The sequence below is a fragment of the Pseudomonas sp. MWU13-2862 genome, from assembly GCF_023242495.1.
In the GTDB taxonomy this organism is placed as follows: domain Bacteria; phylum Pseudomonadota; class Gammaproteobacteria; order Pseudomonadales; family Pseudomonadaceae; genus Aquipseudomonas; species Aquipseudomonas gingeri_D.
Map to the genome: position 1 here is coordinate 544,458 of NZ_JALMEZ010000001.1, position 14,097 is coordinate 558,554.

Annotated in this window: 11 protein-coding genes; all 11 read right to left on the minus strand. The window is 49.1% G+C overall.

Features of this window, described 5'->3' with window-relative positions; all coding sequences use genetic code 11:
• Positions 1–8 precede the first annotated feature (8 nt).
• Entirely contained in the window at positions 9–1,136 is a 1,128-nt protein-coding gene (gene wecB, locus M5C56_RS02525; protein WP_103495881.1) for a UDP-N-acetylglucosamine 2-epimerase (non-hydrolyzing), read from the minus strand.
• A complete protein-coding gene (locus M5C56_RS02530; RefSeq protein WP_103495882.1) occupies positions 1,129–2,139 on the minus strand; it encodes a polysaccharide biosynthesis protein in 1,011 nt (336 codons plus the stop codon). Before M5C56_RS02530 ends, wecB begins: the two co-directional genes overlap by 8 nt.
• A gap of 33 nt (positions 2,140–2,172) precedes the next feature.
• Positions 2,173–3,030, minus strand: a complete 858-nt coding sequence (locus tag M5C56_RS02535; RefSeq protein ID WP_103495883.1) for an SDR family oxidoreductase — start codon at positions 3,028–3,030, stop codon at positions 2,173–2,175.
• Positions 3,027–4,271, minus strand: coding sequence for a glycosyltransferase family 4 protein (locus M5C56_RS02540; RefSeq protein ID WP_103495884.1), 1,245 nt, complete (start codon positions 4,269–4,271; stop codon positions 3,027–3,029). The genes M5C56_RS02535 and M5C56_RS02540 overlap by 4 nt, the downstream gene beginning before the upstream one ends.
• A 3-nt stretch (positions 4,272–4,274) precedes the next feature.
• Entirely contained in the window at positions 4,275–5,414 is a 1,140-nt protein-coding gene (locus M5C56_RS02545) for a glycosyltransferase family 1 protein (protein WP_103495885.1), read from the minus strand.
• A 24-nt stretch (positions 5,415–5,438) separates the two neighbouring features.
• On the minus strand, positions 5,439–7,364 hold the full coding sequence (asnB, locus tag M5C56_RS02550) for an asparagine synthase (glutamine-hydrolyzing) (RefSeq protein WP_103495886.1): 1,926 nt from the start codon (positions 7,362–7,364) through the stop codon (positions 5,439–5,441).
• A 34-nt stretch (positions 7,365–7,398) separates the two neighbouring features.
• Complete coding sequence (locus M5C56_RS02555) at positions 7,399–8,568, minus strand: hypothetical protein (RefSeq protein ID WP_177145137.1); 1,170 nt, start codon at positions 8,566–8,568, stop codon at positions 7,399–7,401.
• A 156-nt stretch (positions 8,569–8,724) separates the two neighbouring features.
• Positions 8,725–9,948, minus strand: coding sequence for an oligosaccharide flippase family protein (locus M5C56_RS02560; protein ID WP_103495888.1), 1,224 nt, complete (start codon positions 9,946–9,948; stop codon positions 8,725–8,727).
• A 5-nt stretch (positions 9,949–9,953) separates the two neighbouring features.
• Entirely contained in the window at positions 9,954–11,003 is a 1,050-nt protein-coding gene (locus M5C56_RS02565) for an NAD-dependent epimerase/dehydratase family protein (protein ID WP_103495889.1), read from the minus strand.
• A 59-nt stretch (positions 11,004–11,062) separates the two neighbouring features.
• Entirely contained in the window at positions 11,063–12,340 is a 1,278-nt protein-coding gene (gene tviB, locus M5C56_RS02570; protein WP_103495890.1) for a Vi polysaccharide biosynthesis UDP-N-acetylglucosamine C-6 dehydrogenase TviB, read from the minus strand.
• 446 nt (positions 12,341–12,786) lie between these two features.
• Positions 12,787–13,827, minus strand: a complete 1,041-nt coding sequence (locus M5C56_RS02575) for a Wzz/FepE/Etk N-terminal domain-containing protein (protein ID WP_103495891.1) — start codon at positions 13,825–13,827, stop codon at positions 12,787–12,789.
• Positions 13,828–14,097 lie beyond the last annotated feature (270 nt).

A 14,097-nucleotide genomic window follows, 5' to 3' on the forward strand; every position in this document is an offset into this window, starting at 1 on the left:
GACGACGCTCAGGATTTCGACCAGACAGTACGATTGATGTAATCGGTGTAACTCAACACGACCCGAACTACCTGCTTCGACACAGGACCTGCCTGGTAATCCCTCACGACCGGAATAACGCGCCGGGTACGATCATGCTGGCTGGTCACCACACGAACGGCATCCAGAACACCCTCCACTTTCAGGCCGCTCATGATCAGGGTACCTTCATCCATCCCCTCCGGACGCTCGTGCGCATTACGAATGGTAATAGCAGGCAAGTTCAGAAGAGAGGCTTCCTCAGTGATGGTGCCGCTATCGGACAGCACGCAGAATGCCGACATTTGCAACTTGATGTAGTCGAGCAGACCGAATGGCTTCGAGAAGCGAATCAGAGGGTGATCCAGCGATTCACCTAGCGCCTCCAGACGCTTGCGGGTGCGAGGGTGCGTGGACACGATAATCGGGTACTGATACTTGTCGGCCAGGGCTCGCAGCGTGCTGAGCAAGTCGCGAAGGCTGTCCGGTGTATCGACGTTTTCCTCACGATGAGCGCTGATGATGAAAAACTTGTCCTGCTCCAGGCCTTCTCGCGCCAGCACGTCGGAAGTGAGGATCTTCGGCATATAATAGTCGAGCACCTCCTCCATGTGCGATCCGGTCTTGATGATGGTTTCAGGACGAACCCCTTCAGCAATCAGGTAACGCCGGGCATGCTCGGTCAGGACCATATTGATATCGCTGAGGTGATCGAGCACCTTGCGATTCAGTTCTTCAGGGACGCGCTGATCAAAACAACGGTTGCCAGCTTCCATGTGGAACACCGGAATCTTGCGGCGCTTGGCGGCAATGACGGCCAGACAGGTATTGGTATCGCCGTAGAGCATAAGCGCATCAGGCTTTTCGGCCTCAAATACTTCATCCGCCTTCGAAATCACTTCAGCGATGGTCTTGGCGGCGGTATCGCCGGCGGCACCCAAGAAGTAATCAGGTTTACGAATTTCAAGCTCATCGAAAAACACCTGATTCAATTCGAAGTCGTAGTTTTGACCCGAGTGAACCAGCACGTGGTTGACCTGCTTATCGAGCTCGGCAATGACGCGGCTCATCTTGATAAGTTCTGGTCGCGTACCAACCAGCGTCATGACCTTAAGCATCAAGTTGCTCCTGAATATAATCCAGATTCAACAGAACTTTCTTCACGCCATCTACATCGAGGCGTTCTGTATTGTGAGAGGTATAGTCGTCGAGATCGGATATCTCTTGTTCACCCTCAACAAAAAACTTCTTGTAGTTAAGGTCGCGATTATCCGAAGGAATACGGTAGTAGCGCCCCATGTCCTCGGCTTTGGCCATTTCTTCACGGGAGATCAGCGACTCGTAAAGCTTTTCACCGTGGCGAGTACCGATGACCTTGACAGCGTTGTCGCGAGCAAACAGCTCTTTGAGCGCTTGCGCCAGGTCCGCCACTGTCGAGGCAGGTGCTTTCTGGACGAAAATATCGCCTTGCTTGGCATGCTCGAACGCATGCAGGACCAGGTCGACAGAATCCTCGAGCGACATCAGGAAACGTGTCATGTTCGGGTCAGTGACGGTCAGCGGTTCGCCACTCTGCAACTGATTGATGAACAACGGGATCACCGAACCACGCGATGCCATGACGTTACCGTAGCGGGTTGCGCAAATCACCGGGCCCGTCGCCGGAATCATCCGCGATTTGGCAACCATCAGCTTCTCGGCCATGGCTTTGGAAATACCCATGGCATTGATCGGGTAAACAGCCTTGTCGGTACTCAGTACCACGACACGTTGCACACCCGAAGCAACGGCCGCATTCAACACATTTTCGGTCCCCATGACGTTGGTACGCACGGCTTCCATCGGGTAAAACTCGCAGGAAGGCACTTGTTTCAGCGCTGCTGCGTGGAAAATGTAATCCACCCCCACCATAGCCTGATCGAGACTATCGCGATCACGTACGTCACCGATATAGAACTTCACTTTGTCATTCGACAAAGCAATGCGCATATCTTCCTGCTTTTTTTCGTCACGACTGAATACGCGAATTTCTTTTACATCGGTATCCAGAAAACGCTTCAACACCGTATGGCCAAATGAGCCCGTGCCGCCGGTGATCATCAAAACCTTATTATCGAACATATTTACCTTCCAAAATCTTATTAAATTTAATGATCAACGCAACGCGCGCATCGATTTAACCAATTCCAACCACGAAGGTGGAACGTAACCGGTTGCTGCCTGAAATTTCGACGAGCTCAGTGAGCGATCTATAGACACTTGACTATCCGCGATGATATCGATTTTCTTTTCGTAAACTTCCGCTACCAGCTTCAGAAGAGACAGTTTGTCAATCGGTGCCACCGAAACATGATACAGGCCGTTGAGCTGCGGATTCGGGATCACGTAGTCGCGAATGACCCGCGCCAGCTCTACGGTAGGAAGTCCCGAAAAAATGGCCTTCTCATAGCCCTTGACCGCCCCGCTCTGAGACAGGAACCAGTCCACCAGCGAATACTGGCTCCCCAGTTCGTGACCAATGATGGAGGTTCGCAGCGTGATGGCATTCAGGTCCGAGTGAAGCTCACCAATGTACTTGGACTTACCGTAGAGATCCTCTGCATCGGACATATCCTCCTCGGTGTACATGCCTTTACGGCCAGAAAACACACAATCGGTGCTGATATGAACCAAGCGGGAACCGGACAACGCGCACAATTTGGCGATGCGATGCGGCAACATGGCATTGATAGGCAGCGCGGAAAGGGGGTCCTTGGCGTCAGACAATTGCTTGATGAGCCCGACGCAGTTGATGACGACATCCGGCTTGACCCGTGCCAGCACCGAAACCAGCGAGTCTTGGTCAAGCACGTCGACATTGCTGATCAACGAACCGTGCATGTCCTCAGAAAAGTATTTTGCACCACCCGGATTGCGCAAAGTGCCCCACACCTCGAAGCGTGGGTTTCCATGGAATTGCCTGAACACCGTGCTACCCAGCATTCCGGTGCCCCCTAACACAAGAACCTTCATTTTGAGCTACCTTTCAATTCATTGATCCTGCTACTCAGGATTTCGACCAGACGCTGGCTTTGCCGTTCCATTTCGAAATGCTCCAGGTAGTACGCCCGACCTGCCCGTCCCAAAGACTCCCGTTCATCCGAAGTCATGCGGAAAAGTTGCTCGATGCAGCGGGCCATTCCCTCGGCGTCTTGCGCCGCAGTGGTCAGGCCGGCACCCGCCTCTTGAATGACGCGCGCGCCTTCCCCGTCCAGCGCGGCGATGATCGGCCTGCCCGCTGCCAGGTAAGCCTGAACTTTACTGGGGATGGTATAGGAGAACGCCTCATCCTGCTTCAACGTCACCAACAATCCTTCGGCACGGCTGAAAAAATGTGGCATTTCAGTGGCCGCAAAGCGTCCGGCAAGAATAAGGTTGTCCAAACCGCGGGATTTCTTCTGGCTTTCGATCCAGCTCAACATGCTGCCGCTACCGACCAGCACAATCCTGACCTGCGACAAATGGCGAAGCTTGTCAGCCACCTCAACGAGGGTCTCGACCGACTGTGCTGTCCCCAGGTTTCCGGCAAAAACAAGACAGAAATGATTGTCGAGTTCCGTGAGCAAGACTTCGGAAATCCGGGTTTCCTCGACACTCGGCGGTACGTCCTGATAGGAGTTGGGGTAATACACAACTTTGCCAGGATCGGAATAACGGGCAACCGGGTCTTGAAACGCCCTCGATTGAACAAGCAGCGTATCGACGAAGGCGTAAATACCTTTCACCAGCCAGCCTACAACGCGCAATATTGCCTTGTTCTTGATGAACCCAGTCGCACTCAAGCTCTCTGGCCAGAGGTCCTGGACCCATACAACCAGATGGCTTTTGAGTTTCCACTTCAAGTAAATCGCCGGAATAACCGACGTAATTGGAGATGGCGCAAATACAAAAATCGCATCATAGGCATCCCCTTTCACTGCGCATGGGTAGTGCTTCAAGCCATTCAAAATAAATGACAAATAGTTCAATACTAGGTTTTTTGCGCCAGAAGTGCCACGAGGTCTGAGCGGCGCACGGAAAACACTGATTGAGGACTCAAACTTTTCTTCCTGAGTGCCGGAGGCACAGTAGCCGTTAAAGACCACACCATCCGGGTAGTTTGGTTTTCCGGTAAGAATTTTTACAACGTGGCCCTGGGCAGATAACGTTTTAACCAAGTCATTGATAATAAAAGACTCTGGCCAAAAATATTGCGACACCACAAGAACCTTCATTTATCAAACACCTTTTTTGGGACTCACGGCCAACGCCAGCAACTCTAACCATGTTTTTTTTGAAGTTTTTTCCCAGTCAAACTTATCGCTCTGCGTCACCGCCGCAACGGACAACGCCTCCAAAGTATCAGGACTTGTCAGCGCCTCAGACAGCACATTTTTTATATCTTTTGAATCAAACGGAGAAAAATACAGTGCTGCATCTGCTCCAAATTCCGGCATCGGCATTACGCTGGAGCAAATCATCGGCCTTCCGGAAGCGAGCGCTTCGAGAAGAATATTAGGGCAGTTCTCACACGATGAGGCAAAAAGATTCAGATAGGCGTGATGATAAAGTGGAGGAAGCATTTGATAGGGAATAGCGCCCAATAAAAGCACTTGGCTTTCAAGGCCTAGCGTTGCAATGAGAGACTTGACCCGATCAGCCTCCGGCAGGTTTGTTTCGCCCACAAGAACCAATGGAAATTTTTCGCGAAGCTCCTTTGGCAGATCTGCATAAGCGCTAACTACTTCATAATGATGTTTGTAAACATCAAATCGCGACACGTATAAAACATATTCTCCAGCGGGTAAAAAATCCGGCCGAAGAACAGCAAAATCGCCATGCGTCCTGAATACCGAGCCGATTCCGTGAGGAATTGTAACTGGATTCTTAATATCGGTCAGTGACTCAATGACACTTCGCGCGTAATTTGAGATGAATATCGTCAGATCCGCTTCGCGCATGCTCTTAAGCATAATACGATTCAACAACCAATTTCGCAGACGCTGCAATCCAAGTGGAATACTTTTGCGCACTCGTAAATCAAATGGAATCATGTTCCGAAACATTGTCGCAACTTTGCAACCTGTTGGCGCAGAGGAACCCACTACGCCACCGGGACAGAACAGTACGTCAGCTTTTTCAGCCTTCAAAATACCGGGCAGCACCCACCGCTCCCACACAGCTCTCACAATCGGGTTTTCAGTGGGCCAGGCCGGTTCGACCCGCTTGATCCTCGGGTGATCAGGCAGCTTGAGTGACGCCGGGGCGAAAACCAGAATCTCAAGATCCGCATTGTCAGGTACGAACTGAAAAAGATTAATCAGATATGTCTGACCTCCACCAAGACGGGCAGAGAGTGCATTGAAAACTATCTTCATGGGAAACCTTTTGCTCAATCTGAATTAGTGGCTATTTTTATCGAGCCAGGATTGGAACATTAGAATATTCCACAAATGAAGACTGCGATCGTATGTTCCGTTCTGATGCTGGAGCCATGCCGAGCGAATTTTCTGAGAATCGAAGTAGCCCTCTCTCTTCAGCCGTTCCGCCGTTAACAGGTCCTCTGCCCACTCCTTCAGCGGCCCTCGCAACCATTGAGCCAATGGAATAGAGAACCCCGCCTTCGGCCTGTCAAAAAATGAAGTAGGAACATACCGCTTAAGAAGCTCGCGAAGCGGCCACTTCCCCACACCATTTTTTATCAGTTGGTCTGACGACAAGGAAAACGCGAGTTCCGCAACCCGATGATCAAGCAATGGAGCGCGAGTTTCCAGACTTGCGCTCATCGCACCACGATCCACTTTAACCAGCAAATCGTCAGGCAAATACTGAGAGACGTCCCAACGACGCATTTCCTCGACGTAATCCACTGCCGACGCCCAGGAAATTACGTCGTGCCGTTGAGCATCGACACCCAGCACCACATTGTCGGCCGACTGCCACTGAGACATCAAACCGGTATACATCTGCGCCAGATTTTCAGAGCCTAACAGCTCGGACATTCTGTAGATACGTCGACCATTGACTTTGGTTCGAAGGCTGCCCGGCAGAATCGAACAGACGTTGTCCCACCCCTTGGACGAGAGCGAACGAAGTGAATAAGCCATGACCTGGCGTGCAGGCAACGGCAGCTTTTTTATACGCTCCCATAGCCCGGCAGTAATCTGATAACGGGGATATCCGGCAAAAAGTTCATCGCCACCATCACCGGACAGGGCAACGGACACATGCTGTTTTGTCATCCTGGAGACTAGGATTGTAGGTATTTGCGAGGAGTCAGCAAACGGCTCGTCGTATATTTCCGGCAGGTGCGGAATTATTGAAACAGCATCATCGGCACTCAGATAAAATTCGGTATGGTTAGTCCCCAAGTGCATGGCAATAGCTTTGGCGTAAGGTGCTTCATCAAACTCAGGCTCATTAAACCCTATCGTGTAAGTGTTGATACTGGTAGAGCTCTGTGATTGCATCAACGACACTATCAAGCTTGAATCGACACCACCGGACAAAAACGCACCAAGTGGAACATCGGCGATCATTTGCGATTTTACTGCAGCAGACAATCTTTGACCAACAACATCCACAATTTCCTTATCACTGGCCTGCGAAAGTTCGTGTTTTAATTCGCCAGCTGGCGGTAACGACCAGTAGGAAATGGGTTCCAGTACACTAGAAAACGAGCCGACACTCAAATAGTGTGCCGACTCCAACTTTTTAATGCCTTCATAGATGGACTCCGGAGCCGGAACGTAACCATATCTTACGAACTTGGCAAGCGCATGACGATCAATTCGCAGATCGCTACCAAATGCAGCCTTGATCGCCTTCAACTCGGAGGAGAAGACAAAACGGTTGCCCACAATACCGTAATAAAGTGGTTTCTCTCCCATTCTGTCTCGTACCAATGTAATCGTTCTGGAAACTTTATCCCAAACCGCAAAGGCAAACATACCCACCAGGTTTTCAAGGGTTTTTTGTACCCCCCACGCACCGAGCGCCGCCAGCAACACTTCTGTATCAGAGTGCCCGCGCCAGACGCGCGTCAAACCTGACGCAATCAACTTCTCGCGCAACTCATTAAAATTATAGATTTCACCATTGAAAACAATAACATATCGCTCATCATCGGAAATCATCGGCTGACTGCCGTGCACCGAGAGTTCCAGGATCGAAAGCCGTCGGTGTCCCAGCGACACTCCACTATCGGCATCTGACCAAACTGCTCCATCGTCGGGCCCACGATGTATCAGCGCATCCACCATCTTGCCAACGGCAACGGCGCCTTGCTGATCCTGCTTCCACCCGACAACTCCCGCAATTCCGCACATACCGACTATCTCAATCCAATGAAAATATTAAAACTCACTTCAACACCCGAACGAGCTTCATCGTGAAGAATAATCCTAATGCCATCACATAAAAAACCAATGAGTTCAGCAAGTATATTTCGCCGTACCAAACAGAGTGCATAACCGATGAAGCACACAGCATGTACAAGAAAATTCGCAAAAAATCATCCTCGCGGCAGCGCGAGTCGATCAACCGCCAGAAGCAGACACTGATGAATCCATTGAGGAAAACACCAAACAGTCCGAAATTCTCAAAAGCCACGCCAGCAGCGTGGATCCCACCGAGCCCGGTAATATAATACCAGAAGGCAGGATTATCCGCCATAATGGGTTTTTCCATACCCAAAGCCGAATATAAAGGTGACGGTGGCAACGAAAGAAACATATCGAGATAGGTCTGGCCGTAACGCAGGTGCTCCCCATCCCAGAAATTGGTTAACTGCTGAACGAGCGGTAAAATTATCGCATTCCAGGAGTTGAACAAGAAATACTGTGCAATATTATCCGACGTAAAGGGCACATCCATTCGGGTCATTGAAACAACAACACCGCCGAGGAGCAGAAAAGCCATGAATACAGCAACGGACAACAGCGTTTTAAGCTTGACAAACTGATTATAGCGAAACAACAGCCCCAGAATCGAAGCGACAACCACGACAACAAAATCACGTTTCCCCGCCATTGAGTTGACAATAGAATAAGAAACCACCAGAGCCACAGACACAAAAAACATCGATCTGGATGGGTAGGAAAATGCCAAGGCAATGATCGCAATGATGGAAAAAACTATCACTGACTCGATACCCGTGAACATTTCAAGCAGTGCGCCCGCGTTCACGAACCTGAAGCCGATAAGGAAGACTGACAGAGCAATAAAAATGCCTCCTGCTAACTTGAAGTCCGACGCAGAAAAAAATGTTTTTCGCTCTACTTGCAAATTTCTGGGCGGCACCAGCGATGACAATAGATAAGCAACGAGTCCACCAGCAACCCCAAGAAACCAGACCAGCGAAAGTCGGAATACTAATAAGTCATCCCGATAAAATTCATAGTTTCCAATAGGCCAAAGTTTAATGGTCTCGCCCCACAAGCAACTGACGAGCCCCAAAAACGGCACCGAATAGCAAACGGCGTACAAAGCAACGAGATATTTTTTTGATATCAGACACAGAACGCATTGCACGAGCAATACCAGCAAGCACGTCGAAACCAGTAATATAACCATTAGCCTTAACCAACAAAAAAACGCAACTGAACCGTAAACCAGACTCAATACTGGCCCCAATATTACTTTCAGACATGCACTTTGTGTCACCAACGCGCATGTTCAATATGTTCATCACTGCACCAACTTACGGCCACCCAGGACCGCAAGCACGGCAATTTGAGCGGCCAGCGCGGAAACAAAGGAGCTGAAAAGATCGACCGCCAACATATCGCCTTTTAACCCTGCCACTACTGTCAGCGACAAATAAACAAACGCATAAACACAGCTACCAAGGAAAACAACCCTAGTCATGTTTTTACTGTGCAATATTTGAGTGACGATTGTAGTCGTAAGCCCTATGCCACCCGCCAATACTGCGTAAGCCAGAAGATCATTTTTGCTGCAAAAACTACTGCCGAGCAGGCACAGCCAATAGCTCTGCGACAAGACCAGAAACACAGGCAAGCAAACTGAAATTGATATCCCGAGCATCAAGTACAGCTTACTGGCGCTCTTCCCGCTTCCTGCCAGCTTTACAATGGCATAGGATGTCAGCGAGCTTGGCAACACAGTGACCAGAATATAGAAAAGGAAAAACAGATTAAAATAGCCAACCTCCGACACGTTCAAGCTCGAATTGGCAAATATCATCAGACAAACAATATGAACAGGTGCCCCGAGTAGCATACTACCAGCAATAGTAGGAGCCCCTGAGCGCGAAAGCAATGCCGTAATTTGTCGAAAAAAAGAAGACTCTCGCCCCCCCTTGTCATCATGGATAAACTGGTTTTTCTTTATTGTAAAGAATCCATATGCAGGCGCGATTAACGTACAAATCGCGAGAGTCAGAATAATCCCCTCTATTTGCCCTGTAATCTTCGCAATGGAAACTACCAGCAGTAATCCAATAAGACCGTGGACCGCCAGTGCAGCAGCCCATTTCCCCGAGGTGTTAAGGGAGAACATCAACCCGGTTATAGTCAAATTGCAAACACAAGCGAAACCTAGAAAAAATGCTCCGATCAGCAAGTAAGCGGGATTCATTCCGTAAGAAGAAGCTGGCGCTGGAAAAATCAAAAGCACGATGACACAGAGGACAGCTACAATGATGCCGCCCCATGACATGAGCCCCAAAGAGGTCTTGTAATTTACTTCCTCTGCATTCAGGACCGCATAACGACTCAACGCCACACTCAAGCACTCTCCTACCACCGTTGCGATGCCTGTGACTATCGCGTAATGGTAAGAAAACACGCCGTATAGTTCGACGCCTAAAACTCTTGCCAAACTGAATAACAATACAAACATGCAAAGCTTGTTTACAAGAACAGTGATTGCGCAGATCTCTTTAATCACCAGTATTAACTTCCTGCAAAGAACGAGACATACCAACTTGCCGCTTTCAACATACCCTCACCAACAGTGAAAAGCGGTTTATAGCCCAACAAATTCTTAGCCTTATCAATATTCGCCTGCGAGTGCCTTACGTCGCCAGCCCGAAAATCCCGATAGACCATATCCGATGTAGACTTGACATCAACGCGAGCCAAAGCGTCCTTGATACAGGAAAAAACCTGATTCAATGTTGTCCTGTCACCGACGGCGACGTTGTAAACATTATTCTTTGCTTCAGGACTGGCACAGGCTGCCAGTATATTGGCTTGCACTGCGTTTTCCACGAAGCAAAAGTCCCGACTTGTTTCACCATCACCATTAACGAAAACCTCTTCGTTATTGATCATGGCCGCCGTCCACTTAGGGATCACGGCTGCATAGGCGCCATTCGGATCTTGACGCTTGCCAAAGACATTAAAATAGCGAAGCCCAATGGTATCGAAACCGTATGTACTGGAAAAAACCTCAGCATACAGTTCATTTACATACTTTGTGACCGCATAAGGGGACAGCGGCTTGCCAATCACACCTTCAACCTTTGGAAGTCCGGGATGATCGCCATAGGTAGAACTTGACGCGGCGTAAGTAAAACTTTTTACTTTCGCATCCTTCGCCGCAACCAACATATTCAGAAAACCGTCGATATTGGTACTGTTCGTTGTAATTGGATCATTGATGGAACGTGGAACAGAGCCTAATGCTGCCTGGTGCAAAACGTAATCCACCGGAATATCGGTGACCGCAGGGAAAGTCATCGCGGTTCTGCAATCGTCAATATTTCTGATATCACCTTTTACCAGCACGAAGCGCGCCCATTGCTCAGGACTCACTACTGATTGCACTTCATCGAGATTATGCTGGTGCCCTGTTGCAAAGTTATCGAGACCTACAACCCGCTGATCTAATTGCAGCAGTGCCTCCAGTAAATTGGAGCCAATAAATCCGGCCACCCCCGTAACCAGCCAAACCTTTGGGGATTGTTGAATTTCAGCTTTAACTTCTTCGAAACGGATCATTTGACTCTCGACTTGTTTTTCCGGCGGTAACGAATCAGGGTCTTTACAGACCCTGATATTCAGAGACGCAGATCTGATTGAGAGGCATCCAGCAGGTACTTGAGATCATAGAGAACATGCTCAGCTTTACCCAGGCTGCGAATCTGCTCAGCCCCCATCGCAGAGAACTCACTGTGTGCGACAGCCAAGATGATACCGTCGTAAGAGTCAACCTGTGGTTGCCCGATAGGAGTGATTGAGTACTCGTGCATTGCTTCCGCCGCATCTACCCACGGATCATAAACATCAACAACAATATTGAATTCAGCAAGTTCATTCACGATATCGATGATTTTAGTGTTACGCAGGTCCGGGCAGTTCTCTTTGAACGTCAACCCCATGATCAAGACGCGAGCACCATCAACATGAATCTTGCGCTTGAGCATCGCCTTGACAAGTTGAGATACCACATAGGCTCCCATGCTGTCATTCAAGCGACGACCCGCCAAAATGATCTCCGGATGATATCCGATGGATTGCGCCTTGTGAGTCAAGTAATAGGGATCTACACCGATGCAGTGGCCGCCAACCAGTCCCGGACGGAAAGGCAAGAAGTTCCACTTCGTCCCAGCCGCCTCCAGAACCGCCTGAGTGTCGATACCCATTTTATTAAAAATAAGTGCCAACTCGTTGATCAGGGCAATATTCAAGTCGCGTTGTGTATTTTCAATAACCTTCGCCGCCTCGGCAACCTTGATACTTTTGGCCTTATGAGTGCCGGCGACAATTATTTCATTATACAAAGCATCAACCAGATCAGCGACCTCTGGAGTGGACCCTGCAGTTACTTTCTTGATGGTAGTAACACGATGCTCTTTATCGCCAGGATTTATCCGCTCCGGGCTATAGCCTGCATAGAAATCGACATTGAACTTCAGTCCGGATACTTTTTCCAGCACTGGAACACAGTCTTCTTCAGTAGCGCCAGGATAGACTGTTGACTCATAAATAACGATATCGCCCTTTTTCAAAACACGCCCAATCGACTCACTGGCTTTAACCAAAGGAGTCAGATCCGGTCTCTTATGCTCATCAATCGGAGTTGGGACGGTAACAATATATATATTGCAGGCAGACAAATTTTCCAGCACAGAGCTAAAACTTAAACCCGACGCAGAACGCAACTCAGAATCAGACACTTCGAGAGTAGCGTCATGACCTGATTTGAGCGCCTCAATTCGAAGCTGGCTGATATCAAATCCGACGACTTGCATTTTTTTGCCAAACTCAACCGCCAGCGGCAAGCCCACATAACCGAGCCCCACTATGGCCAACTTCACATCTTCGAGTTTAAGCATTGTTTTCCCTTGCCATTCATCAATATTTAAGTCAATCGCAAAAAAAGCGTCAAATTTCGCGCTTTAGAACAAACATTACGCCTGTGTAAACAAGAAATTATACCGAAAGCGCCTATAGGAGCCATAAGAATTTTCAGAAAGCCAACGAAGAGCTCAACACCCTCCTTTCCGCCTGCACACACTCAGAGCCACGCCTGCAACGCTACTACCAATCTTTGATCGCACCCGATCTAGCATGGCGCCGAGCACACATTCAACCCCGCACATCCCCCCGGATAGCTGCGCTTTGCCCGTAAACATTCCTGTCAGAATTGACAGCCGCAAGGGCACTGAAATCAATACCCCAACCAGAACCCGATCCGTTTCGACCAAACAGCCAAACAGTCTGTTTCTGAGCTAAGCACAGAAATTCCTCCCTTGGTGATGGTGATTTCCTACAAACCTTGCTATTCCGGCCTAACGACAAAAAGCCCACGAAGCAATACGAAAGCAATGCCTGTGATCAGGCCAGCAATAACACCCAATACAAGGATCAGAGCCTTGTTAGGCTTCACCGGTTTATCTGGCAACTCCACAACCCCGTCTTGCCGATAAACGGACACCACCGACGGCTCGATTTTCAGCCCCTTGAAGAAGCTGTATCGCTCCTGAAGATCACGCAAGTGATCCGTAAAAGGGTCATCGGACTTGCGCGCCCGTATACTTTCAATTTCCGCCCTTAGCGCTTTCGAGCCACGCATATACACAAGCTGACCAGACTCCCCCCCCGCAATGGCCGACTGACTCACCGTGATCGCTGGCGGCTTCTCCAGACCGATTGACTCGGCAATCCGAAGCGCCTCATCCAACTTGGCAATTGAGTCTTCTCTAGCCTTGCTGCTTTTCTCTCTGACGAAACCAATCTGCTGCTCCACATTACGAGCCCAGACCTGAGACTCAATTGAAACGTTATTGATTATTTCCTTCTTAGCCAATTCACCAGCCTGAGCCACATACTCAGCAACCCACTCTTTGGCCTTCTCAGGATTAGTGGTCCGCACGACAACCGAATACCTGTCAGAGCTGCCCCCGAGCGGCGGAACTACACGCAACACCTCGGAAAACTCCGAACGCTGGACATCCCGGGATTTTTGTTGCTCATCCAGGGGCAAACTCGGCACATAAATTTTGCTAAAAAAATCTAGACGGAGGGATTCTGCCTGCAGATATCGAGTGTAAATATCATAGACATCTTTAACTGTGTAAGGAGCCAAACCCGACTCTTTTATTCGACCGTAGTTAAGGTTGGATATATCACTCTGAGACGGAGGCATCACAAAAACTTTCGCCTCATAGACGGGAGAGGCCAGAAAAGCGTAGCTCGCTGCTATAACAGCCCCCAAAACAGCAGAGCCGACAACAATAAGCCTCTGCCTTAAAAACACACGAACAAATCTTTGAAACTCAAAATCTTCCAGCCCATTATCTTTTTTTGAATCAGCACTCATATATTGCTAGCCTTTTTCACTTAAGCAGTTAAGTTAACTACAAAAATCAAACCCTTTGAGATAACTCAACATAAACCAGACAGAGATCTAAGAGGCTACAACAGTCTTTTTCTAAAGTCACGAAATATTTTATTACACCTATGAGCGCGCAAATCAATAATACCAGGCAAAATCAATGCCCAGCCTATCGTCCGCACCTCCTCCCCAGGAAATGAGCCACCACGCCACTCCACCAAAAACAATCCCCATCAGGAACAAAGCAACTCCGAA

What these genes read in the sequence shown, in the direction of transcription:
- wecB (WP_103495881.1), bottom strand. Translation starts at nt 1,136, where the DNA reads ATGCTTAAGGTCATGACGCTGGTTGGTACGCGACCAGAACTTATCAAG.
- M5C56_RS02530 (WP_103495882.1), bottom strand. Translation starts at nt 2,139, where the DNA reads ATGTTCGATAATAAGGTTTTGATGATCACCGGCGGCACGGGCTCATTT.
- M5C56_RS02535 (WP_103495883.1), bottom strand. Translation starts at nt 3,030, where the DNA reads ATGAAGGTTCTTGTGTTAGGGGGCACCGGAATGCTGGGTAGCACGGTG.
- M5C56_RS02540 (WP_103495884.1), bottom strand. Translation starts at nt 4,271, where the DNA reads ATGAAGGTTCTTGTGGTGTCGCAATATTTTTGGCCAGAGTCTTTTATT.
- M5C56_RS02545 (WP_103495885.1), bottom strand. Translation starts at nt 5,414, where the DNA reads ATGAAGATAGTTTTCAATGCACTCTCTGCCCGTCTTGGTGGAGGTCAG.
- asnB (WP_103495886.1), bottom strand. Translation starts at nt 7,364, where the DNA reads ATGTGCGGAATTGCGGGAGTTGTCGGGTGGAAGCAGGATCAGCAAGGC.
- M5C56_RS02565 (WP_103495889.1), bottom strand. Translation starts at nt 11,003, where the DNA reads ATGATCCGTTTCGAAGAAGTTAAAGCTGAAATTCAACAATCCCCAAAG.
- tviB (WP_103495890.1), bottom strand. Translation starts at nt 12,340, where the DNA reads ATGCTTAAACTCGAAGATGTGAAGTTGGCCATAGTGGGGCTCGGTTAT.
- M5C56_RS02575 (WP_103495891.1), bottom strand. Translation starts at nt 13,827, where the DNA reads ATGAGTGCTGATTCAAAAAAAGATAATGGGCTGGAAGATTTTGAGTTT.